Genomic DNA, 23,687 nt, shown 5'->3' on the forward strand with positions numbered 1-23,687 from the left:
GGGACCCCGTTCAGCTCGCCAGCAAAGGAGCAACCACGATGAACTTCTTGGGAAGCATCCGCCGGAGCCGGCGGCGAGTCTGGGGAATGGCCTGTGCGCTGGTGCTGGGCGCCTGTGGAGACAGCACGCCGCCGGGAGACGATGGGACATCCTCGGAGCTGGAGACGGACACCACCGCGCAGCCGCTGGCCTTCTCCTCGCCCATGGAGTTCTCGGAGCTGCGCGGCCTGCCCGCGGCGCCCGCGACAATGGACACCACGGTGGGCGAGCTGCTCGCGGTGCTCCCCAGCCCCCGCTTCGACGACCTGCGCGGCGTGCTCTCCGGGCGCCACGTGCCCACCGACAAGGTGCGCGTGCTGACGTCCTATGCCCGCGACTATCCCGTGTTCCTCAAGGGCAATCAGGCCCTGCTGCCCCACGCGGACGGTGTCGTCGCCCTGCAGAACCCTGTCGTCAACTGGCAGACATTGCCCGGCAACGCCTGTTCATTCAGCCATGCGTGCGCCAACCTGTTTGAGGTCTCCGAGCAGGACCCGACCCAGCGCAAGTACGCGGCCGTCGTCGTGGTGGCCCCCGTCGTCGAGCTGGCGGGTCCGGTGGACACGGGCGGCGCGACGCTCGTCATCGCCTCTGGCGCCTACACGTCCCGAGGCTTCCCGCTGCGGACCCTTCCCGTGGTGCGCACCGCGCAGGCTGACCCGGACCCGACCGACGCGATTGTCCCCCCCGGACGCAACGGGCAGAACAGCGGCAGCTTCGTGCTCTACACCAACGTCCTCGACGGCGTGCGCGTCAACACCACGGGCGAGCGGGGCGAGGACGGCTGGCTGGGCGCGGATGGCCCGCCGACCACCATCTCCCACACTGTCACCGGCAACAACGGTCCCGACCCCAAGCTCAACTGCACCGGCACCATCGTCAAGCCGCCGCAGAACGGCAGCAACGGCGGCAACGGCGGACGCTCCGGCGACGTCGTCATCCGCTACACGTCCCTGCGCGGCCCCGGCCTGGTCAACGAGCCGAACAAGGCCTCTCCGGTGACGCCCGAGCAGTGCTTCATGGACGAGGCGCTGCACTGCCAGAGCCTGCGCTGTCGGTGGAACCCCGCCATCGCCCTGTGTGATTTGCTGACCGAGGCGGACAACGCCCAGTGCGGCGACGGCATCGACAATGACCACAACGGCTTCGCGGACTGCCAGGACTACGCCTGCTCCAAGAACCCCCACGTCACGGTGTGCGCTGACGCTTCCTGGGGCCCCATCCAGAAGGAGTCCTCCGCCGAGGCCTGCAGCGACGCCAAGGACAACGACGGAGATGGCGCCGTGGACTGCGCGGACACCAAGTGCCGCCTGCGCGGCTTCTGTCAGCAGTCGCGTCCGTCCAACAGCGAGTTCTCCGAAGACGCCTGCGGCGACACGCTGGACAACGACGGCGACGGGTACGTCGACTGCGCGGACTACTCGTGCCTGAACCACTCGACGACGTGTGGAGCGCAGGGCGAGGGCGGCGACGAGGAGTGCCGCGACCTGCTCGACAATGACGGCGACGGGCTGGGTGACTGCTCGGACCCGGGCTGCCTCGGCAATCCCTACTGCGGCCTGGGCCCCGCGCTGGTCCTCACCAGCGGACTGGAAGAAGCTAGCGACGCGGCGTGCGCGGACGGCCTCGACAATGACTTGGACGGCCACAAGGACTGCGCGGACTACGAGTGCCGCTTCAACCCGCGCGTGCTCTCCGCCTGCGGCACCGAGCGCACCCCTCAGGCCTGCTCGGACGGCCTGGACAACGACGGCGACGGCAAGACGGACTGCCAGGACTCGAACTGCGCGAGCAATCCGTACGCGAAGGTATGCGAGCCGGACGACTACCCCTTCCTCCAGGAAGCCACCGCTGTCACGTGCAGCGACGGCGTGGACAACGACGGGGACAACTGGACGGACTGCTATGACTTCCAGTGCAGCAACAGCCCCCTGACGGGAAGCGTCTGCGGCGCGCAGGAGAACACCTATGCGCAGTGCACGGACGGGCTGGACAACGACAACGACGGGTTCAAGGACTGCGCCGACGAAACCTGCCGCAACAGCCCCTTCATCGGCGACCTGGCCTGCAAGAACAAGGTGCAGACCTTCCACGACGTGTCCCTGTCGGAGTCCTACAACGGGCGCTACGTGGACACGCGCGCGGAGCTCGTCACCGTGGCGCCCGGCGGCGGCAAGAAGGGTCTGGGCGGCAACCGCCCCTCCAAGACGGTGACGGTGACGGTGCTCGAGTCCCCTCCGGGCACCTGTGAGCACTGGGAGACCTACCTGTGCATTCCCCGGGAAGAGCAGCGCACCTGCTTCCTGGGCACCAAGTCCACCGCGGGCGTCGCGGGCACCGCGGGCATCGCCGGGACGCAGCGCATCCTCCGCTCGGCGCGCCGGGACGTGGACATGCTCCGCGCGCTGCTCGCTCCCCAGTCATGGCGGGTGAACCAGGCGAACGGCAACACCCTCTTCAAGCGCGGCGAGCTGGAGCGGGCCGCCTTCGTCTACACGCAGAACATCATGGAGATGGGGGGCATCCTCGCCCAGGCGGGCCTCGTGTGTGACGAGCCGCTCGACGCGCAGGCGCCCTTCTCATCCGCGTACCTGTACGGCGCGCTGTGCCCGCTGATGGCCCACGACGTCACCCGCCTGAGCTACCTCCAGGGCCAGCGCAACTTCTACGGTCTGGCCAGGGAGACCCCCTTCAACTCGCACCTGCGCTACGAGCAACTCCGCGCGGAGTTCGACTCGCTCTACGACGTGCTGGACAGCTCCGTGAACCAGTGGCTCGCGCTCTCCAATGGCATGCAGTTGTCCGCCTGGATGACGCAGAACCAGGTCGCGATGAACGCCGAAGTCATCGCGCTGGAGGCCCAGGAGGCCGCGGACAGCCAGCGCATCACCGCGGCGAACGCGGCGCTGACCGCCCTGCAGACGTCCATGAACAACCGCAAGGCCGCCATCACCCAGCTCACCGAGAGCATCCAGGCGACGGACACCCGCATCACCAACCACTACAACGCCAACAACAAGGACTTCGCGGACTTCGTCCTGGATGTCATCGGCAAGGTGGCCGCCTCGTACGGGGGACAATTCGCCGCCGACCTGGTTGGGAATGGCGCGGAGAGCATGTGGAGTGAAATGAAGAAGAGTTTCAAGTCGGAGGCCAGCGCCACGCCCGTGCCCGGCGCGGGGTCGACGAGCAGCGCGAGCACGTCCTTCCACTCCCAGGTGTGGGAGGCCCTGAAGACCAGCGGCGCCGAGGCGGCCAAGAGCAAGCCCTTCAAGGACACGCTGAAGACGGGCGGCACACTGCTCTGGGACATCATCAACGGCAACCAGAAGAACCCGGCGCGCAGCGTCATCTCGGACGAGGTGAAGAAGGAAATCCTGGCCCAGTCCCAGGTGGAGATAACCCTGGACCTGCTGGACCTTCAGGCCCAGCTCATCAAGGCCCAGGCGGACTACAAGCTGGCGCTGATGGAGCGCGACACGACGCTCCTGCGCCAGCGCAACGCGGTGGCGGCGCGCGACGCGCTCAACGACATCCTCCACTTCGGCAGCGGCACGGAGCTGCGGAAGTTCGACCAACTCCTCATCGGCCAGCAGGTGTACGCACGGGCGCTGCGGACGTTGGACCAGCTCACGATGCGCTACTGGGAGCTCATCCGCGTGGCGGAGTACCAGTACCTGCCCTTCGACCCGAGCACCGGTGAAAGCGCCATTCCCGTCTCCTTCCGCGACAACATCGACTTCCATCTGGGCAACTACCCGGACATGAAGACGCGGCTGGTGGAGGGCCTGGACAGCCTGGCCTCGCACACCGTGCAGAGTCCGGCGCAGTACTACCGGCGCCTGCCCGCTAGCGCGTTCCATGCGCTGTCTGTCAACGAGTTGGAGCGGCTCAAGCCCCTGGGCGAGCTGGTCAACGGGACGACGACGTACCGGGGCGCGCGCTTCCAGGTGACGGCGACGGACCTGGCGGCCTCACCGGACCTGGCCCTGCGCAAGGGCCACCGCGTGCGCAACGTGCGCGTCAACGTGGTGACCACCAGCGGCGCGACGGCCAACGTGTCGGCCGTGCTGGTGCGCGACACGATGGATGGCTTCAAGCTCGGCAACCACTTCGCCGAGTTCGAGCTGCTGAGCAAGGACGACTACACCTCCGGAGGCAACCGGCAGGTGCTGCACTACGTGCCCTTCTCCGCCTGCGCTTCCGGCCCTCCGGCGTGCGACCTCGCCAACGCGACCTGCACCACGCCCTTCCAGTCGGCCTCGTTCACGGACTCGTGCAGCATCGCCCTGGGCGGTTCCACCCCGGCCACCAACTCCTTCTATGACCGGAGCCTCCTGGGTGAGTGGACCCTGCTCATCGACACGACGAGCTTCACCAACCTGGGTGAGGTGCGCGCGGCGGAGGTCGTCTTCCTGACGCTAGGCAGCGTCATCTGATGCCGGGATGACTCCGGGTGCGGGCTCGCGACCAGGCGGGCCCGTGCCCGGAGTTTGGGGTGGCTCCCACGCTCCGGGTGCCGCAGCATGCGGCCCATGGAGACTCCCAAGCCCGTGCCGACGGCTCTCACCATCGCCGGCTCCGACAGCGGTGGTGGCGCCGGCATCCAGGCGGACCTGAACACCTTCTCATTCCACCGTGTCCACGGCACCACCGCGCTCACGGCCATCACCGCGCAGAACACCCGGGGCGTCACCCGCGTGGACGTCCTGCCCGCCGCCGCCGTGGCCGCGCAGATGGACGCCGTCGTCGAGGACCTGGGCGTGGGCGCGGTGAAGACGGGCATGCTCGTCAACGCCGAAATCATCTCCGTCGTCGCCTGGCGACTGAAGGCCCTGAAGCCCGGCCCGCTCGTGGTGGACCCCGTCATGGTGTCCCGCGCCGGAGCACGCCTCATCGACGACTCGGCCGTCGGCGCCTTGAAGGAGCACCTGCTTCCCCTCGCCGACGTCGTCACCCCCAATCGCCATGAGGCGGAGCTGCTCGCGGGGATGGCGCTGAACACGCTGGACGACATGAAGGAGGCCGCGCGGCGAATCCACGGGCTCGGGCCGCGCGCGGTGCTCATCAAGGGCGGAGGCATGTCCGGGGAGCTGCGCGGCCTGGACGTCTGGTTCGACGGCGAGCGAATGGAGACGCTGTTCCTGCGCGCGGTGAAGACGCACAACACCCACGGCACCGGCTGCACGCTGTCCGCCGCCATCGCCGCCTGGCTCGCGCTGGGGCAGGACGCCCGCGAGGCCACCCGGCGCGCCAAGGCCCACGTCACCGCCGCCCTGGAGCACCCCCTTGCCCTGGGACGGGGCCATGGCCCCTTCAGTCACTTCTCCCCTCTGGAGACACCCTCCTGACGCGGTCCGGAAATCCTCCGGAAATAGGCTGTCGATTCGCCTCCCTCCCGTTCGATTCCTGGGCGGGAGCGTCTGCTCCCCCAACACCGTGAGGACCGACCCATGAAGTACCTGCTGATGATTTACGAGAACGAGAAGGCCTGGGAGTCGAAGTCCAAGGAGGAGTCCGAGCAACTCCTGGGTGAGTACTTCGCCTACACGGACTCGGTCCAGAAGAGCGGCAACCTCATCGCGGGCGAGGCGCTGCAACCGACGCAGACAGCGACGACGGTGCGCGTGCGCGACGGCAAGCGGCTGACGACGGACGGGCCTTTCGCGGAGACGCGGGAGCAGCTCGGAGGCTTCTATCTGGTGGAGGCCAAGGACCTCGACGAGGCCATCGCCCTCGCCTCGCGCATTCCCAGTGCGCGGCTGGGCTGCATCGAGATCCGCCCGGTGTGGGAACTCTCCGAGTCCGCGGGCTGAGGCCCGCTGCTCGGGCCCCGGGGCGGTGTCTCGGGGCCTGGGTGGAGTCTTCATGACGGACCTGCCGTCGCTGCTCGAACAGACCTGGCGCGCCGACTATGGCCGCATCGTGGCCACGGTCATCCGGGTCATGGGCGGAGACTTCGGCTCGGCCGAGGAGGTGGTGCAGGAGGCCTTCGAGGCGGCGCTCCTCCAGTGGCCGCGCGAGGGTGTGCCGCAGGAGCCTCGGGCGTGGCTCCTGCGCGCGGCGAAGAACAAGGCGGTGGACCGGGTGCGCAGGGGGGCCCGGCTCGGCGCGCGCGTGGATGCGCTGGAGGTCATCGCGCGACTGGAGCAGGAGCTCGCCTCGCCGCTGGATGGGAGGGACTGGCAGGACCATCCAGATGACTCGCTCCGGCTGCTGTTCACCTGCTGCCACCCCGCGCTGGCGGAGGACATCCAGGTGGCCCTGGCGCTGCGCACGCTGTGCGGCCTGACGACGGAGGAAGTGGCCCGCGCGTTCCTGGTGCCCGCGGCGACGATGGCGCAGCGACTGGTGCGGGCGCAGCGCAAGATTCGCGACGCGCGCATCCCCTACGTCATTCCGGAGGCGGACGCGCTGGCCGAGCGCACCCGGGGCGTGCTGCACGCCATCTACCTGCTCTTCTCGGAGGGACATGCCGCGACGGAGGGCACGGAGCTATTGCGCACGGACCTGTGCGCGGAGGCGCTGCGGCTGGCGAGGCTGGCGCGCTCGCTGCTTCCTCACCATCCCGAGGTGGCCTCGCTGCTGGCGTTGATGCTGCTTCATCACTCGCGTCGCCGCGCGCGCGTGGCCGAGGACGGAGGGCTGGTGCTGTTGGACCGGCAGGACCGGAGTTTGTGGGAGGCCGAGGAGATTGAAGAGGGGTTGAAGCAGCTCGATGCGGCGATGGCGTTGGGCGCGCACGGGCCTTACACCGTCCAGGCGGCCATCGCGGCGCTCCATGCACGGGCGAAGCGTCCGGAAGAGACCGACTGGGAGCAGATCGCCGCTCTCTATGGACGGCTCACCGAGCTGACCCCCGGCCCGGTGGTGGAGCTCAATCGCGCGGCGGCGGTAGCGATGGCGCGCGGCCCGGAGCAAGGGCTCGCGCTGGTCGATGACCTGGAGTCCTCTGGCAGGCTCACCGCGTACCACCTGCTGCCGGCGGCCCGCGCGGAGCTGCTGCGCCGACTGGGCCGCTGGCGGGAAGCCGAGGCTTCCTACCGACGGGCACTCGCGCTGGTGCGCACCGAGCCCGAGCGGCGCTTCCTGGAGGAGCGCTTGCGAGAGGTGCTCGCGAGCCCCCCGTCATCCGACTGACGCGAAGCGGGCCTTTGCGAGAGCGTCGGGGTTCGCCCGCGCGAGCCCCTCGCACGACAAGGGCCCGCGCGGAGCCCCTTGTCGGCCTGCAGTCATCGAGCGTCGTGCCTCAGTTCCAGAGCTCGCGCGCGAGCGTGTCCACCAGCGCCACGGCGACCTCCGGCGAGGGCAGGCCGAGCTCGCGAATGAGCGCGGCATCGGTCGGCTCGGCCACCTGCGCGCGCAGGGCCTCCACGGCGCGCACCTGAGCCTCGCGCACGGCCGTCCGCTCGCTTTCGGGAAGACGCGTGCTCGCCCAGCGGTCAATGGCCCACGACAGGTCGGCGTGCCGCGTCTCATCCTCGGCGATGCGCGCCATGGCCTCGCGCACCTCGGCGTCCTCCGCATGCAGGGCCTGGTGGTACGCCACGAGGGCGCCGTACGTCTCGCGCACGCACCCCTCCACCGCATTGTCGAGCACCACCTCCGCGAGCGGCCTCGGAGGAAGCGCGGCCACCACGGCGGGGCTCGGCGTCGCGCCGTGCTTCCGGGCCAGACGGCCGCAGACCTCCGCGTGCGCCACCTCCTCCATCGCGCTGCGCAGCGCCGCGTCCTGGAGTTCGACGCCCGCGCCGTGCAACGCCAGCTCCTCGCGCAGCCGCAGGAACGCCTGGATGGAGGCCGCCTCCATGTGGGCGATGATGGCGAAGTGGTGTCCCAGGGCATCCGAGCAGTCGACCACGCCATTGGAGCGAAGCCCCGCGGGCCTGCGTCCGTCGCAGCTGCTGGGGCCTTTCTCCAGAATCTCGCTGCGCGTCTCGCGCACCTCACCCTCGGGCGAAACCAGCAGCACGTGCTGCGTCCACGGCCCTCCCCCCGCGCAGATGGTACCCGTGGTGGCGACCACGTTGTAAGTACCGTCGGCGTTCGCCTTCACGGCCCCGTGCTCCAGTTCGGAGCAACTCACCTGATAGGAACGGTCGCCCTCAGCGACGACGCGCAGCACCGCTTCCTGCGGCGTGTCGATGGTGCCCAGGAAGCTCAGGAGCGCCTCCAACGAGTTGTGCGCTGTCACCACGTCCCCCTGCGTGGTCGCGAGATAGTGCGTCACGCAGCTCAGGGAACGCTCGCCACAGCTCGTGCCGAAACCCGTCGTGGAGGTCAGGGCCTTGAGCTCGGAGCGACAGCTCGGTCCATCCGTGGCCGTCACGCAGCGAACGCCCGAGGACGAAAGGGCGGACTCGGTGAAGGGCGGCCGCATCATGGTCGAGTAGACACGGCGCAGTTCGATGAAGTCCGTCGGCACCGAGGGTGACAGGTCCCTGACCGAGAGCTTTCCGTTGATGCAATCGGGTGGCGAATATCCATCAAGGTCCAGGCCGCCACAGCCCGCCAGCACCAGGGGGGAGGCCAGCGAGGCACGCAGCGCCCGCGTGAAGATTTCGCGCAATCGATTCGAATTCATGGAGCATTGTTCCTGACGCAAAGAAGGTCTCAGTTCCAGAGCTCGCGAGTGAGCGTGTCCACCAGGGCCACGGCGACCTCGGGCGCGGGCAGGCCGAGTTCGCGAATGAGGGCGGAATCCGTCGGTTCGGCCACCTCCGCGCGCAGGGACTCGATGGCGCGCAGCCGAGCCTCGCGCACGGCCTCCAGCTCGACCGTGAGAAGACGCGTGCTCGCCCAGCGGTCAATGGCCCACGACAGGTCGGCGTGCCGCGTCTCGTCTTCGGCGATGCGCGCCATGGCCTCGCGCACCTCGGAGTCCTCCGCGTGCAGGGCCTGATGGTGGGCGACCAGCGCGCCGTACGTCTCGCGCACGCAGCCCTCCACCGCGTTGTCGAGCATCACCTCCGCGAGCGGCCTGGGCGGAAGCGACGCCACCTGGGGCCGCTCCGGCGTCGCACCGTACTTCCGGGCCAGACGCCCGCAGACCTCCGTGTGCATCACCTCGTCCATCGCGCTGCGCAGCGCCGCGTCCTGGAGCGCGAGGTCCGCGCCGTGCAGCGCCAGCTCCGCGCGCAGGCGCAGGAACGCCTGGATGGAGGCCGCCTCCAGGTGCGCGATGAGGGCCAGGTGCCGCCCCACGGCATCCGCGCACTCGACGAAGCCTTCCGACTGGAGTCCCGCGGGCCGACGTCCCACTGAACAGCCCTTGTCGCCACGCTTCAGGACGTCGCGTTCCTTCTCGACCACCTCGCCCGAAGCCGACACCCCCAGGACGAACTGCGTCTCCTGGGTCCCCTCTCCGCAGGCGAAGCCCTGGGTCGCGACGACGTTGAAGCTGCCATCGCCGTTCGCCTTCACCGCCCCCCGCTCCAGGGTGGTGCAGCTCAGGGTGTAACCGTCAGCGAAGACACGCAGCAGGGCTTCCTGGGGCGTGTCGATGGCGCCCAGGAAGCCGATGAGTGCCTCCAACGAAGTCTTGGCCGCCACCGTGTCGCCTTCCGTGGTCGCCAGGTAGTACGACTCGCAGAACAAGTTGCAGACGGAGCGAAAGCCCTCCTGAGGAGCCAGGGCGGCGAGCTCCGCCTGACACGTCGCGGGCTGGGACGCCGTCGCGCAAGCCGTGCCCGAAGACGACAGCACCGTATGGAGGCGCGGGTTGCTGCTCCCGTCCCCGGTGTCCTGGCTCCGGCGGAGCTGCACCAGGTCCGGCTGGGTCGCCGGAGACAGGCCACTCATCGCGAGCTTCCAATCGTCCTCACACACGGGAGGCGAGTAGCCCTTCAGGTCCAGGCCGCCGCAACCGGCCAGCAACAGGGGAGAGGCCAGCGAAGCTCGCAGGGCCTTCGCGAAGAGCTGGCGCAGTTGATTCGAGTCCATGAAGGCTCCCATCGAGTGAGCCTCTTTCAACAGCAATGATGGTGCCAGCGAGCTGTCACTCGGCGCGCAATCCGGAACGCTGACAAGCACACCCTGATTTCCCCCAGCCTGCTCAGAAACCTGAGGCGGGGATTGATCAACCCGAAGTCCTTCGGCGTCCAAGCGGGCTCACCATGACGCCACCTCGCTCCGGGCCCCCCTGTGCCCGGAAGAGGGGTCGGCCCACTCTCAGGCCCACACCCATGAAGTTCCGTTCCACCACACCCCTGTCTCTTGTCCTGTCAGCGTTTGTCCTCGGCGGCTGCACGAACCCGACCGACCTCTCGCCCCAGGCCGCCACATCCCAGCGCACCGGGCCACGGCGCGTCCCTCACCACTACATCGTCGTGCTCAAGCCACCCGCGACCCAAGGCATGCTCCTGCCCCAGAAGGCGCGCGAGCACGTACTGAGCGTCGCCAGTGCCCACGCGGCGAAGGTGAGCCGCACGTATGCCCATGCGCTCCAGGGCTTCGCGGCCGAGCTCGATGAAGCGAGCGTGGCGGCACTGCGCGCGGATGCACGCGTCGCGCTCGTCGAACAGGACGCCTGGGTGCGTCTGCACGCGGAGCCGAGGACGGACTCCTGGGGCCTGGACCGCGTGGACCAGGAAGACCTCCCCCTCGATGGCCTCTACCAGCCCACGCACGGCGGCGCGGGCGTCCACGCCTATGTCATCGACACGGGCATCCGCTCGACGCACACGCAGTTCCTGGGGCGCCTGGGAGCGGGCTTCGACGGAGTGGACCCCAACGGCGGCGCGGAGGACTGTGACGGCCATGGCACCCATGTCGCGGGAACGCTCGGCGGTTCGACGTGGGGCGTGGCCAGGGCGGTGACGCTGCATCCCGTGCGCGTCCTGGACTGCGGCGGAGAGGGCACCGTCTCTGGAATCATCGAGGGCATCGACTGGGTCACCGCCCACCATGAGTCTCCCGCTGTCGTAAACCTCAGTCTGGGAATGGAGCCCTCGGAGGCGCTGGACCTCGCGGTCCGCAATGCCGTGGCCGCGGGCATCACCACGGTGGTGGCGGCGGGCAATCGCAGCGGCGACGCATGCGGTGGATCACCGGCCCGTACGCCGGAAGCCCTCACCGTGGGCGCCACCAACCTCGCGGACAGGAAGGCGTGGTTCTCCAACTACGGCGCCTGCATCGACCTGTTCGCGCCGGGTGACGAAATCATCTCCGCGGGCATCGCCGACGACAGCGCGACCGAGGTGCTCTCCGGTACGTCGATGGCCACACCGCACGTCGCGGGCGCCGCCGCGCTCTATCTGGAGGCTCACCCCACCGCCACGCCGACGCAGGTGATGGAAGCACTCGCGGGCGCCGCCATTCCGGGACGGGTGAAGGAGGCCGGGCCGCGCTCACCCAACCTGCTGCTCCAGGCCCGCTTCGCGCCCTCCCCTGGCGATGACCACCGCCCCTGGGCGCACCTGCTGACCCCGCTGCCGGGAACCACGGTCCGAGACACGCCGCGCGTGCATGTGCTGGCCTGGGATGACGTCGCCATCCGCCGCGTGGACCTCTGGGTCAACGGAGTGCTCCTCGCCAGCGACGACACCCGCCCCTTCGACTTCGCCTGGGACACGCGACAGGAACTCAATGGCCCCACCACCCTGGAGGTCCGCGCCTACGACACGGCGCTCAAGGCCCACCGGGCCGCGCCCGTGACGGTGACGGTGCGCAACCCTGGCATCGCCGACTACGACTCGACGCTCCTCGCCCCCCGATGCACCGCGCTCACGGCCTCGTGCGACACCGGGCAGCTCGTCCGGGGAATGGGAGGCGTCGGTCCGGAACCCCATGCGCCCAACACGCTCGGCGGCAGCTGCCCGGATGGAGAAGAGGGCACCTATCTCGTCACCGCGACGCTAGAGGGCCTGCGCATCACCAGCCAGGATGGCGGCCCCCTCACCGCGGGCAGGCAGGTGACGCTCACGGCGACTGTCTTTGGCTTCGTGCCGTTCCTGGAGGAGGTGAATCTCTTTCACGCCCCCGACGCACGCACCCCTCAATGGACACACGTCGCGAGGCTCCAGGTCGAGGTCCCCGGTGAACACGAGCTGTCCACCACCTTCACCCTGCCCGACGGAGGACTCCAGGCGATTCGGGGCGTGCTCGGAACCAATCCCTCCCACGCCAGTTGCGAGCCCGGGATGTGGTTGGACCACGACGACCTCGCCTTCTCCGTGGCGCGCCGGGGCCGCTGAAGCACGCTTGTGAAGTCTCGTCGTAGGGCCCGGGACGTCGTCAGTGCGGTCGAGGCGTCCCCGGGCCCGCATCGAGCATGCGCACCACCACGATGCGACACGCTCCGCACACCACGCCCGCGCGCTCCCAGTGGACCTGGTCTTCCAACTCGCGGGCGTCCTCGGGCCCTTCCTCCAGCCGTTGGACCAGCTCCGCGAGGGCGTCCCGCTCCCCGTCTCCGGGCTCGTCACCGGAGTCGAGCAGGTCCTGCTCACCCTCCAGCACCAGGTTGAAGCGGTAGTACACCTCGCGGGGGCTCAGCGCGCGCCCACACGTCGCACAGTGCCGGGGTCTCGACTCCGTCATCGCAAGTCCCACCCTCGCTCGAGTGAGCAGCAGCCATGGCAATCCGCCATCCCCAGCGTGGCACACTGCCACGCCCTCCCGACACCACTCCGTGAATTCAGGGAGATAGTTTGAGGCACGAGTATTGCTGAGTGGCCGCGTGGTGCTTGTCGCCCCTGGCCCCCCACCACCGTGCCCCGAACATGAATGAGTCGTTTTCTCCCGAAGTCCCGGGGCGCCGTGCCCTGGCGCGCCCGCGCAGCCTGACCCCACCCGGGAGACGGACGCTCTCCGGGGCGCTCGCCCTGCTCATGCTGTCGCTCGGTGCCTGTCGGGACACGCCTCGTGAGGACGAGCCCGGTGAGCAGGTGGAGGAGGCGCCCCATCCGGTCGGCCTCACCATCGACGCCATGGACAACGAGCAGCACGTCCTGCGCGGCGGCTTCCGGGTCGATGCGGGCGTCGTCCGGGTAGAGGTCTACGAGGGTTCGATGCTCCTCGGTGAGGCGGTGCTGGAGGGAGAGGGTCGGTGGAGCATCCCCTGGCAGCCGAGTCACGCGAGCGAGGCCCTGGAGGTCATCGCCTATCACGACACCGGGACGGAGAACCGCACCCGGCTCGACTTCCAGCGCTTGAGCTTCACGTCGCCGGAGAGCCTGTATGCATCCGAGGCGCTCCTCACGCTGCCCACGTCACCTGACACGACGACGCGCTACACCCTGGATGGTTCGACTCCGGGGCCCTCCTCTCCCGTCTACACAGCCCCCCTGGCGCTGTTGAATCGGAGCGGGCAGCCCGCGCCGCTCAGCCTCATCCGGACCAACCCCGAGGTTTCGCCCGAGGATTGGCGCTGGAAGCCACCCACCCTGCCCGTGACGCTCGGCACGGTGGTGCGAGTGCAGCGGTTCGCGGGTGAGACGCCGGTGGAGACGGGGCAGGCGCGCACGTATCTCATTGGCCAGCGGCCCTACACGCTGCCCGTCCTGTCACTGGTGACGGACGCGGAGAACTTCTTCGACGCCGTCCGCGGAATCTATGTCCCGGGCCGCGTCTACGAGGAGACGCCTGGTGGGTTCGAGGGGTGGGGCACCGGCAATTACATGCAGGATGGCAAGGATTGGGAGCGCCCGGTCCACGTCGAGTGGTTCGAGGAAGCGGGCACACCTGTGATTGCCCAGAACGCGGGGGTGCGCATCCACGGCTCGGGGAGCGCGGCGCTGCCGCAGAAGAGCCTGCGGCTGTATGCCAAGGAAGACTATGGCCCCGAGCTGTTCCACGCCGACATCTTCCCGGGCCATCCGCTGCGCGACTTCAAGCGCCTGATGGTCCGCACCTCGGGACAGGACCAGCAATACACCAAGCTCAAGGACTGCGTCTTCCAGGGCCTGCTGCGCGACACGACGCTGGCCCTCCAGGCCTGTCGGCCCACGGTGGTGTTCCTCAATGGCGAGTACTGGGGGCTGCATGAGCTGCGCGAGCGCTATGACGAGTATTACCTGGCGAGCCACCATGGGCTGAACCGGAAGGACCTCGTCATCCTGGAGAATGCCGGCGACCTCGACACGGGGGAGCCGGAGGACAGCCTCCCGTACACGGAGCTGCTGACGTACGTGCGGGAGCACGACCTCTCCGTCCCCGAGCACTATGCACACGTCGTGGAGCGCATGGATGTGGAGGACTTCATCGACTACCACGTCGCGCAGCTCTATTTCGGCAACGAGGACTGGCCGGACAACAACGTCAAGTTCTGGCGCAATCGCGCGGGGAACGGCGCGACGGGAGCCGGGGACGGTCGCTGGCGCTGGCTGCTGTACGACCTGGACGCCTCGTTCTTCGCGGGGCCGGAGTTCAACTCGCTGGGACGGCTCCTGCATGACGAGCGCCTCGGCGAGCCCTTCGTGGTGCTGCTGCGGAGCCTGCTGAAGTCGCCCGACTTCAAGGGGCTATTCATCGCCCGCTTCCGCTGGCACCTGGAGAACACCTTCGCGCCGGAGCGAGTCGTCGCGTTTCTCGACGCGGCGGCGGCGCGACTCGAGCCCGAGCTGCCCGAGCACATCGGGCGGTGGCGGTACCCGACCTCGATGGAGCGCTGGCGTGAGGACGTCCAGTTCATGCGAGACACCGCGCTGCGGCGACCGGCCGCGCTGCGCGGGTTCCTGGAGCAGGAGCTGGGCGCGCCGTAACGGGCCGAGGGCGCCCGCCCTTCCGCGCCCGGACGCTCGACGTCTCCATGCCACGCCGACCCGAGCTGGATGCCCTGCGCGGACTGCTTCTCGTCTTGATGACGCTGACGCACCTGCCCACGCGGCTGAACGCGTACAGCAGCCAGCCGTTCGGCTTCGTGTCGGCGGCCGAGGGGTTCGTGTTCCTGTCGGCTTTCCTCGTGGGGGGCTCGCACGCGAAGAGCTGGGACACACCCGTGCGCCTGTGGGCGAGCCTGCGAAGACGCGCGCTGAAGGTCTACGCGCACCATGTCGGGCTGTTGCTCTTCGCCTTCACCGTCATCGGCACGATGGGGTGGCTGGCGAACCGGCCCGCCATCCGCAACCTGCTCGACTTCTACCACCAGGAGCCGCTCACGGCGCTGCTGAGCAGCCTCGTCCTGCTGTACTGCCCGCCACTGCTCGACATCCTGCCGCTGTATGTCGTGCTGCTGTTCCTGACGCCGTTCGTGCTGCTCGCGGCGCGCGAGGCGGGCTGGGCGAGAGTGCTGTGCCTGAGTGGACTCGTGTGGCTCTGGGCGCAGCTCGGGTTGAAGCGCACGCTGTACACGTGGCTGGGAGACCTCACGTGGCTGCCCGTCAAGATTGACCAGTCCGGGGCGTTCGACTTGTTCGCCTGGCAGTTTCTCTGGGTGCTGGGCGTGTGGACGGGAAGCCAGCGGGCCAGGACGAAGGTGTCCCTGGGACGCCCATCCTCGGTGCTGCTGGGGAGCGCGTGGGTGGTGTGCCTGCTGTTCCTGCTGGCGCGGTACGAGGTGGAGCCCTTCGTGTTGCTCACGAGCCTGCCCGTGCTCCTGGACAAGTGGACGCTGGCGCCGCTGCGGCTGGTGAACTTCCTGGCGCTGGCGGTGCTCGCGGACCGGGGCTCACCGCGCGTCTATCACTGGCTGAAGCCGCGGGTGCTGGTGCTGCTGGGGAGCGCGTCGCTTCCCGTCTTCAGTGTCCACCTGGTGCTGTGCCTGTTGAGCCTGGCGCTCATCAACGAGAACGAGGCGCCGCTCGACAGCCTGGAGGAACTGGCCGTGCTGGTGGTGACGTTCGCCAGCATGCTCCTCGTGGCCGTGCGTCACCGGCGACGCACGGCGCTCCCGGGGTGATGGCGGTCAGGGCGACGGCTCGGGGCACGCGTAGACCGTGATGACGACCTCCGCGTTGATGCTCACCGCGAGGGCGAGTGCCGCCACGGGGAGCTGGTAGCGCACCTGATGCGGCGTGGCGCCAGCTTGGATGCCGATATCCAGTGTCCGCTCCGAGCACCGGTCCCACTCCTCCCGCGCGTCCTTGGGGAGGTGGGTGATGAGGGTCGCCAGACGCATCACCGCCTCCTCGGGCGACTCGGGTTGCTCGTCGAGCTCCAGGCACGCGAACCCGTCCTCTGCGTGAACCGGGGCGACCGAGTCGCCTAGCGCGCTCAGCAACCTGGACAGGCCGAACTGACTCTTGAGGTCCAGGTCGACATTCAGGAACGTGGTCTCTGCGTGCCGCGACATGGGTTCTCCTGACAAGGTCACTCGCCGGGAATGGACTGACCAGGGCCAAGGCAGCCCGAGCATTCGACGGGAGCACCGTCCTGACGGGCCGTCATGTCACGTCGCCTGACAACGTGCCTCGAAATCGGTGGGCGAAGCTTCAGGGTGTCACCCTCTCCCCAGAGAGGGCGCGCTCACTCCTGGGGTTCGGGATCACCTCGGAGTGCGTGAGTTCGGAGAACGAGGTGCTGGTGAGCGCCTCGACAAAAGCCACCAGGTCCGCCCGCTCTTGAGGGGTGAACGGGGGTCGTCGGGCGCCTCGGCCGACGCGGGAATCCAGCTCGCGCTCCACGGCCTCGCGCAGCGAGGGAACACCACCGTCGTGCATGTAGGGGGCCGTGAGGGCGGCATTGCGCAGGCTGGGAGTCCGGAAGCGCCCCATGTCCTCCGGGCGAAGTGTCACGACGAAGCGCCCCAGCGCGGCCACGTCCTCTCGTGTGGCCACGGCGGAGAAGCGCTCGGTCTCGGACATTCGGGTCACTTCGCGAGCCACCGTGGGCAGCCGCGACTTGAGGTCCTCGCGCGGCTCGCCCGCGTGGAAGCGCCCATCCGTGAAGGTGGCCGCCTGGGGGCCCACGGTGTGGCAGCGACCGCACTCGGCGCGACCCAGGAACAGCTTGAGGCCCCGGCGCTGGGACTCGTCGAGCGCGGCGGAATCCTTGCCGAAGTGGAAGCGCTCAAACGGAGAAGGGCCGGACTTGAGCGTGCGCACATAGGCCGCGATGGACCGGGTGATGGTCCCGGTGGAGACCTCCTCGTTGGGAAAAGCCAGGGCGTGGGCCGCGGCATGGCGCTGACGGACACGAGCCACCAGGTCCTCGGGAGAACTCAGCGCGTGCTCTTGAGGATGCAGGAGCGGGTCGAGGATGAGCGCTTCCAGGGAGGTCCTCCGCCCATCCCAGAACAACGTCCGAGCATCCGCCACATCGAGCAGGCTGGGAGCATTTCGCGTGCCCACGCGGTGATGCGCGCCGAGAGAGCGAGCATCCCTGTCGGAGAAGACGCGCTCCGGCAGATGGCAAGACATGCAGGCGACCCGGCCATCGGCGCTCAAGGAGGTATCGAAGAACAGCGCGCGGCCGAGCACCTCCCGCTGCCGCTCGGACGCCGACGCCGTCATTGCCAGACAAAGGCCGGACATCACGGCCCAGCTCAAGAGTTGGCGCAACGAAAGCCCCCTGCCTCTCCAACGTCAATCCAGCCGTGTCGAACAACCATCAGACCCGGGGATTCGCACCCGGGAGAAAGGGCCCGCTCAGAACACCTGACGGAGCCCGAAGCGACCGCGGGCGCGCGCGGAGTCGCCGTCCACGGCGACCACGGGGGCGTACTGCCCAAGTTCCGGGTCATAGGCATGAACCGAGCCGGACTCGAGCTGGTACACCCAGGCATAGAGGTTGAGCTGGCGGCGTGCGAGCCCTTCGGCGACGACGGGCAGCGAGCGCAGGTGCTCGACCTGGACGAGGACGTTCTCCATCACGGCCGCGGTCTGCAAGGAGGGGCCGGTCAGGTGGCTGTAGCTCTCCTGGAGGATGCGGCGGGTGGGCTCGGCGTGGCGGAGCCAGTCGCGCATCTCCGGGAGGCGGGCCAACTGCTCGGGATGGAGAAGGCCCTGCATGGCGCCGCAGCGGGTGTGGCCGCAGACGATGATGTGGCGCACTTCCAGGGCCGCCACGGCGTACTCGATGGTGGCCGCCTCGCCGTTGTTGGGGGTGCCGTGTGGCGGGACGAGGTTGCCCGCGTTGCGGATGATGAAGAGCTCGCCCGGCCCCGCGCCGGTCAGCTCGTTGGGGAGGACTCGCGAATCCGAGCAGGTGATGAAGAGCACCTCGGGGCTCTGCGCCTCGGCGAGCCGGGAGTACAGCTCCTGCTTGGAGCGAAAGACCTCCGTCTGGAAGTGATGAAGGCCGGGGATGAGTTTCTCCATGGAGAGGAGACTTCCCCATGAGCGGGGGCGCCGACAACCCTGATGTCGAGGAGAATGTCGTCCGCAGTGCGACATCGAGGAGGGCTCGGGTTGCGCACACTCGGGCCGTGCGATGCAACTTCGAACTCCTGATTCTCGCCAGAAGCGGTGAGGCATCGCCCCATTCATCGTCGCCGTTGAGTCAGCGGGAACAGGCGATACTGGGACCGTGAGCGAGACCGACGGAGCCGGGGCCGAGGGAACGCAGCGCCTGCTGCGAGAGACGTACTTCGAGAACGAGACCTTCACGAACCTCGATCTCCAGAACGCCGAACTGGCCGACAAGGAGTTCTATCGCTGCACCTTCGAGAACTGTCAGCTCCAGGAGAGCCGGTGGAAGGACAGCATCCTCGAAGCGTGCGTCGTCCGGGGATGCAACGTCACGCGCGCGCAATTCGGCCGGATCGCGCTCAGGGAGGTCCGGTTCGAGGGCTCCAAGCTGATCGGCATCGACTGGAGCAACATCGCCTCGAACCCGGAGTTCTCGTTCGTGGATTCAGGCCTGTCCTACTGCTCATTCGTCGGGCTCAGCATGAGGAAGATGGAGTTCCTGCGCTGCGTGGCCCGCGAGGTGAACTTCTACGACCTGGACCTGACCGACTCGGACTTCAAGGGGACGGACCTCTCCGGAAGCAACTTCCGGGGCTGTACGCTGACACGGACGGACTTCTCGGAGACCCAGGGAGCGTTCCTGGACCCGGCGCACAACCGGCTGAAGGACACCCGTGTGCCGCTGGACTCCGTGGTCAATCTGGCCAAGACACTCGGCATGCGCGTGGCGGGATATCACGACGAGGTGTCCACGAAAGCGAAGAAGAAGGCTCGGTAGCGACAGGGCCGAGCCTTCTCGGACGGCAGGGATTTGTCAGAAGGGAGGCGTGTCGCAAGAGATCCAGTTGCAGTTCGACCTGAACGCCCAGGTCAGGTGATATCCATCACCGTCCGCGTCCAAGACATCCCACCGATGGTTTCGGATGTAGTACTCCTGCACGCCGCAGGCTTGGCCACCAGGGCAGGCCCAATAGCTGGCGGAATGCCACCAGTACGACGCCATCTCCCCTGCGAAAACGGCCCAGGCCCCTCTCGCGACATTGTCGTAGGAGAGCTGCAACCTCAAACTCCCCCGATAGGGTGCGGCCTGGATGAAGGCCGTCTTCGCGTTACGGGAGGCCGCACCATTGCCGGTTCTATTGGGCAGACAGTCGAAAAACTCTCCCCACTTGTAGCAGGCAGAATCTCGCCAAAGTGGCCCCTGGTCACTCGTCCATGACTGGGTGACAGAGTCTCCCGTCTGCGCACCAGGATCCGGAGCAAATCCCTCGGAGAAGTCCAGGCTCGGGACGGCCGCATCCCACGCAGGCAGATGGAAGTCCTCGGGCGCCTCCCGGCGCGATTCGGCCCTGACCAATGCGTCCGGCGGCGTGGCGCCTCCCGTAAGCCGGCGATAGAGCGCGACGGCGGAGCGGTCGGCCCCCTCCTGGTCGCGCAGGAAACGCCCATCCTCAACGGGCCCGCGCTCCACGACGAGGAGGCCACCGGGCTGCACATCGTAGAATTCAACGAAGTGCGCGGGTGCCATCTCGACACGGGCAACCAGGTTGTTGAGTTCATCGAGCTTCGGCCGCAGCTTCTGCGTGGCGTCCAATGCGGCCGCCGGGTCGGATTCGTAGAGTTGGTCGATGCGCTGGAGTGACAGTTGCGCCTCAGCCAGTGATGGAGGGGCGAGGTTGATCGGCGTTTGACCATCATCCAGAGAATCACTGCACCCTGTTGACGCCAATGCGGCCGCCAGCAGGAACCCCCGTCGAAATAGGCCATTGCGCTTCATTGCGTATCCTCCAATCACGTCATTGGGCACGCCCAACTGCCCATTCACATACCCCGACGGCCCGCGAACAAACATCCCTAAGGCTAGGGATGGACCTGTTCGCGTTGCGACCCGCGAAATCGCGTCGGCACCGAGGGCACGGAGCCTCATCTGAGCGATTCTGGACACTCGCCACTCATGCAACCAGGACTCTCATGCAAGTCAGTTAATATACGACTGCCTTTCCACCCTGAACACACAGGAGCGCCTCATGTCAGTTCCGACTATCGTGAAGCACTTTCTACGTGGTGCGGTGATAGTTTCGGCAGGGGTCTTGCTTGGTGCCTGTGGCGAGCCCCTTGCGTCCGAGGAAGAGGGAATCGACACGGGAGACACCGTCACCGCCCTCGACATCCCTCCTCCAACGGCAACCATGGGATGCGGAAGAAACCCGCAAACCTATGCGGTCTCCTGCACCGGCAGCGCCAGTAACGGTGTAGCGCCGTATACCTACCAGTGGTCGATCATTGATGACTTCGGGAATGGGCCGTATGGCGACCACTGGTGGAACAACTCGACCACCTATAGCGACTACTGCCAATGGGGGCTCTACACCTACGGGACATACTACGACAAATACATCCGGTTCCGTGTCCTCGACGCCAACACCTACGTGTCGAACGTGGTTCAGGTCAAGTACCGCTGCTGGAGTCCAAACTAACAGCACGCCGCATATGACTGAGCGTGCTTGACGTCTCGCAGAAGCATACTCAGTGACACCTCCCGGACGAACGTCGGAACCCGCCCACCGAGAAGTGGGCGGGCGGCGTGGGCAGCTTCAGGCGGCCGCGACCAGCTCAGATGAGCGAAATCGAGTCGCACATTTGGAATGGTCGCCTTCGGCGGGCGTCCCGCAGCATTCCTTTTGCGTGGGCACGAACAGCTAGTCAACGCAACAAACAGACCTATCAACGGTGTAGCCGCCCCCCTCGTCCACCCTGACGACGGTGCATTTCCCATAGCTCTTGACGCTACTGCCGCGACGCGCGCAGTCTTCCCGTCCGTACTGAAGTGATTGAGCACACGCAGCCGCATATGATTCTCGTTCAGCGCGATACAGCAAACAGGACTCCAGGGCGCCCTCATCGCTGACCGGATCTTGCGGCGATGCGCCCGGTTCAATGCCGCCACACCCAAACAGAATGATCGCTGAGAGTCCCACGGCAACAATCCCATTACGCGCCATGAGATTCCTTCCTTTCGAGTCACGACCACGCAGAAACCATAGCATCACACAACATTCCTAACAACATGGGCATCCAAGAGCCCCTTCGGCGCTTGCCGCAAAACCGAAGGACTCGTGCGGCATTGAATTCCCAAACTCCCAGAGGCAGTCTTTTGGTGGCTCCTCGACAGGCCCGCCATGGCCGCTACTCTATTCGCCGCGCGCAACCACTGCGACAACGTCGGTTGGGACACTCCCACCTGCCGGGCCAGTGTCGAGGCATTCACCGCGCTCGGTCCCACCATCCGCTTCACCATCTGCGCCTTGAATGCGTCTGTGTACGGCACTTCAACCGCCTGCACTCGCCCCCTTCGGGTGGTCAGCTCGGCATCTCAGCCGAGGCGACTTCTTCCCTGACACAGGGGGGTGGTGGCTCACGTCCGAGGAAGCGGCGGGAGCCGAGCAGCAAGCCGCCCTCCGTGCCGAGAACTGCGGAGACAGCCGGAAGGAAGTCATCTTGAAGTGGCTCCTGGAGATGCCCGCCGACAAGCGCCCTGGTGACATGACGATTCTCCACGTCGGTGTCGAAGCCTTCGCGCTCCACCCCGCACAGGTCGACCCGCGAATCTCCCGGGAAATCGGCGCCGCCCTCAAGGCGTTGCACTTCACCCGAGGCCAGCGCCGGATGGGGGACGGGACACGGCCACTCGTCTACTACCTGCCGGATGAACTGCGGAACGCCCCCACCGAGAAGCATGGGGAGCGTCGTGGGTAACATCAAATTGTCGCGAGCAATTCAGACGAGCACAGGTGCGTCGCACATCTGAAGAGATTGCTCCTGGCTACCTCTCACTCGATGTGCCCCAGACATCCCTATTCGCTCTGGACTTCCCCGCCGGGAAAGGCGCCCGGGCAACAGGCAGACAGGTCAACCGTATAGGACCACTCATCCTGCCAGACGACTTTGCAGGTTTTGACGCGAGTAGCACCAGTGCCGAATTGACTGCAGTATGCCTGTGCATCCCTTTTTGCATAGGAGCATGCCGCCTCACGTGATTCCGCCACACCACGGAATAGCAGGCAGAGTTCACTGGCGCTCTTGTCGTCGAGAGGGGCTTGCGGCGGCGTGTCTTGTTCGACCCCGCCACAGCCCGAGAGGACTATCACTGCGAACGCTACGGCAGTAACCCACCTGTGCATCATGTCTCCACCCCTTTTGGAATTTGGAATTCGCGCAAAGCATATATTTCCGGGGCACGGCAAACAACCCAGCCCCCGCTTCGCAGCCCCAATTCTTTGCAATGGGGCCAGAGATCCACTGCTTCAGGGTTTCGCCCTGGCTCGGGTGAATGCAAGTGGTTTCCACTATTTCAAAACAGTGGGCGATACCACCTGTGTCGTTGCAGACTGCGAACTCTCTTCGGAAAGCGCACTCATTTACGTGGGGTGCATCTCACCGTTGAAACCCCTCCTCGTGGCCCCTCTGTCATTGCCGGGGTCATCCAGCGACTGAGCGTGTCCCAGCTCAAGAGACACAAGCTGTGCCCCCGTGCTTGGTACTTCGCCAAGGTGTTGCGGTTACCCGAGCCCACCACGGGGGCGCAGTAGGTCGGCACCGAAGGACACGCCCAGCTTGAGCACTACTTGTCGACGGGCGAAGACGTGCTCGGGGTGTTCGCGAAGTCGGGGGCGCACCTGCTGCCCACGCCCGGCCCCGACCTACTCGTCGAACAGCCCCTCGACGGTGCCCCGCCACTGACGGCGGGTGGCATCCCGTTCACCGGCTTCATCGACCTCGTGGATGCTCGACAGCTCGCCTCCGACGGCGTCCTGCGAATCACCGACCACAAGTTCACGAGCAACGTCGCGAGAAACGCCGCGACGCCCGAGCAGCTCGCCGACGCCAACACGGAACCCGGCCTGCAAATGGTCGGCTATGCCGCGTGGGCACTCAGCCAGGTCGAGCGATTCCCGGGCCTGCGCGAACTGGAGCTGGAGCACCTCTACTACCAGACCCGGGGCCAGCACCTTGCGGTGTCCGTCGTCGCCTCCGTACCTGTCGGGCACGTCGCGCGCGAGTGGCGGACCAAGGTCGAGCCCCAGGTCGAAGCAATGAAGGCGCACGCGCAAGCCGCCCGAGCTGCCGATGTGCCCGCGAACTTCGGCCCCGCCTGCACCAAGTACGGCGGGTGTCCGTTCATGGCCAAGTGCCTTTCAGGAGAGAAGACCATGTCGCTGCGTGACAAGCTGCTCGTAAGCGACCGACGGCCGACGTCCTGAACTGGGGTGGACCCGCCGGTTCACTCCGGCATGCGACGACCCAATCCGGATGAGTGGAAGCAGTTGGTAGAAGAGTTCGAGGCGAGCGGGCTGACGCAGA

General features: G+C 67.3%; 19 protein-coding genes. 11 read left to right on the top strand and 8 right to left on the bottom strand.

Translation table 11 applies throughout. From position 1 onward, the window contains the following. Nucleotides 1–38: 38 nt before the first annotated feature. The 4 genes from HR086_RS11975 (at nucleotide 39) to HR086_RS11990 (ending at nucleotide 7,179) form a co-directional block, all read left to right on the top strand. A complete protein-coding gene (locus tag HR086_RS11975; RefSeq protein ID WP_174465670.1) occupies nucleotides 39–4,478 on the top strand; it encodes a hypothetical protein in 4,440 nt (1,479 codons plus the stop codon). 87 nt (nucleotides 4,479–4,565) lie between these two features. Continuing rightward, the gene (gene thiD, locus HR086_RS11980) at nucleotides 4,566–5,390 is read left to right on the top strand and encodes a bifunctional hydroxymethylpyrimidine kinase/phosphomethylpyrimidine kinase (RefSeq protein WP_174465671.1); all 825 of its coding nucleotides are present in this window, start codon (nucleotides 4,566–4,568) and stop codon (nucleotides 5,388–5,390) included. Between the two features lie 102 nt (nucleotides 5,391–5,492). Further along, entirely contained in the window at nucleotides 5,493–5,855 is a 363-nt protein-coding gene (locus HR086_RS11985; protein ID WP_174458833.1) for a YciI family protein, read from the top strand. A gap of 52 nt (nucleotides 5,856–5,907) precedes the next feature. Continuing rightward, the gene (locus tag HR086_RS11990) at nucleotides 5,908–7,179 is read left to right on the top strand and encodes an RNA polymerase sigma factor (protein WP_174463785.1); all 1,272 of its coding nucleotides are present in this window, start codon (nucleotides 5,908–5,910) and stop codon (nucleotides 7,177–7,179) included. A gap of 109 nt (nucleotides 7,180–7,288) precedes the next feature. On the opposite strand, the gene HR086_RS11995 is transcribed toward HR086_RS11990, so the two are convergent. Further along, nucleotides 7,289–8,623 carry a ferritin-like domain-containing protein gene (locus HR086_RS11995; RefSeq protein ID WP_174465672.1) on the bottom strand — a complete coding sequence of 445 codons (1,335 nt, stop codon included), beginning with the start codon at nucleotides 8,621–8,623 and terminating at the stop codon, nucleotides 7,289–7,291. 29 nt (nucleotides 8,624–8,652) lie between these two features. Further along, on the bottom strand, nucleotides 8,653–9,981 hold the full coding sequence (locus HR086_RS12000) for a ferritin-like domain-containing protein (protein ID WP_174465673.1): 1,329 nt from the start codon (nucleotides 9,979–9,981) through the stop codon (nucleotides 8,653–8,655). A 242-nt stretch (nucleotides 9,982–10,223) separates the two neighbouring features. On the opposite strand from HR086_RS12000, the gene HR086_RS12005 reads away from it, so the two are divergent. Next, nucleotides 10,224–12,233, top strand: a complete 2,010-nt coding sequence (locus tag HR086_RS12005) for a S8 family serine peptidase (RefSeq protein ID WP_174465674.1) — start codon at nucleotides 10,224–10,226, stop codon at nucleotides 12,231–12,233. A gap of 40 nt (nucleotides 12,234–12,273) precedes the next feature. Here HR086_RS12005 and HR086_RS12010 read toward each other — a convergent pair whose 3' ends face one another. Next, a complete protein-coding gene (locus HR086_RS12010) occupies nucleotides 12,274–12,579 on the bottom strand; it encodes a hypothetical protein (protein ID WP_174463789.1) in 306 nt (101 codons plus the stop codon). Between the two features lie 182 nt (nucleotides 12,580–12,761). Here HR086_RS12010 and HR086_RS12015 point away from each other — a divergent pair, with 182 nt between their 5' ends. Together HR086_RS12015 and opgC are read left to right on the top strand one after the other, a co-directional pair. After that, nucleotides 12,762–14,741, top strand: a complete 1,980-nt coding sequence (locus tag HR086_RS12015; protein ID WP_174465675.1) for a CotH kinase family protein — start codon at nucleotides 12,762–12,764, stop codon at nucleotides 14,739–14,741. Nucleotides 14,742–14,788: 47 nt separating this feature from the next. After that, a complete protein-coding gene (gene opgC, locus HR086_RS12020; protein WP_174465676.1) occupies nucleotides 14,789–15,877 on the top strand; it encodes an OpgC domain-containing protein in 1,089 nt (362 codons plus the stop codon). Nucleotides 15,878–15,883: 6 nt separating this feature from the next. Here the strand turns inward: opgC and HR086_RS12025 are convergent, their stop codons facing one another. The 3 genes from HR086_RS12025 to HR086_RS12035 form a co-directional block, all read right to left on the bottom strand. Beyond that, on the bottom strand, nucleotides 15,884–16,270 hold the full coding sequence (locus HR086_RS12025) for a hypothetical protein (protein WP_174463792.1): 387 nt from the start codon (nucleotides 16,268–16,270) through the stop codon (nucleotides 15,884–15,886). Nucleotides 16,271–16,409: 139 nt separating this feature from the next. Further along, nucleotides 16,410–17,450 carry a cytochrome-c peroxidase gene (locus HR086_RS12030; protein ID WP_174465677.1) on the bottom strand — a complete coding sequence of 347 codons (1,041 nt, stop codon included), beginning with the start codon at nucleotides 17,448–17,450 and terminating at the stop codon, nucleotides 16,410–16,412. Nucleotides 17,451–17,564: 114 nt separating this feature from the next. Beyond that, nucleotides 17,565–18,236 carry a carbonic anhydrase gene (locus HR086_RS12035; RefSeq protein WP_141642377.1) on the bottom strand — a complete coding sequence of 224 codons (672 nt, stop codon included), beginning with the start codon at nucleotides 18,234–18,236 and terminating at the stop codon, nucleotides 17,565–17,567. A gap of 208 nt (nucleotides 18,237–18,444) precedes the next feature. Here HR086_RS12035 and HR086_RS12040 point away from each other — a divergent pair, with 208 nt between their 5' ends. Further along, on the top strand, nucleotides 18,445–19,104 hold the full coding sequence (locus tag HR086_RS12040) for a pentapeptide repeat-containing protein (protein ID WP_174463794.1): 660 nt from the start codon (nucleotides 18,445–18,447) through the stop codon (nucleotides 19,102–19,104). A gap of 36 nt (nucleotides 19,105–19,140) precedes the next feature. On the opposite strand, the gene HR086_RS12045 is transcribed toward HR086_RS12040, so the two are convergent. Next, on the bottom strand, nucleotides 19,141–20,103 hold the full coding sequence (locus HR086_RS12045; RefSeq protein WP_174465678.1) for a hypothetical protein: 963 nt from the start codon (nucleotides 20,101–20,103) through the stop codon (nucleotides 19,141–19,143). A 250-nt stretch (nucleotides 20,104–20,353) separates the two neighbouring features. On the opposite strand from HR086_RS12045, the gene HR086_RS12050 reads away from it, so the two are divergent. Further along, a complete protein-coding gene (locus tag HR086_RS12050) occupies nucleotides 20,354–20,803 on the top strand; it encodes a hypothetical protein (protein ID WP_174463796.1) in 450 nt (149 codons plus the stop codon). A 569-nt stretch (nucleotides 20,804–21,372) separates the two neighbouring features. Here the strand turns inward: HR086_RS12050 and HR086_RS49755 are convergent. Next, entirely contained in the window at nucleotides 21,373–21,669 is a 297-nt protein-coding gene (locus HR086_RS49755) for a transposase (RefSeq protein WP_174458845.1), read from the bottom strand. Nucleotides 21,670–21,824: 155 nt separating this feature from the next. Between HR086_RS49755 and HR086_RS12060 the strand changes: the two genes are divergently transcribed. Both HR086_RS12060 and HR086_RS12065 read left to right on the top strand, forming a co-directional pair. Next, nucleotides 21,825–22,082, top strand: a complete 258-nt coding sequence (locus HR086_RS12060; RefSeq protein ID WP_174458786.1) for a hypothetical protein — start codon at nucleotides 21,825–21,827, stop codon at nucleotides 22,080–22,082. An 869-nt stretch (nucleotides 22,083–22,951) separates the two neighbouring features. Next, entirely contained in the window at nucleotides 22,952–23,587 is a 636-nt protein-coding gene (locus HR086_RS12065) for a PD-(D/E)XK nuclease family protein (RefSeq protein WP_254624240.1), read from the top strand. Nucleotides 23,588–23,687: the final 100 nt, after the last annotated feature.

Source organism: Myxococcus sp. CA039A, assembly GCF_013336645.1.
In the GTDB taxonomy this organism is placed as follows: Bacteria; Myxococcota; Myxococcia; order Myxococcales; family Myxococcaceae; genus Myxococcus; species Myxococcus llanfairpwllgwyngyllgogerychwyrndrobwllllantysiliogogogochensis.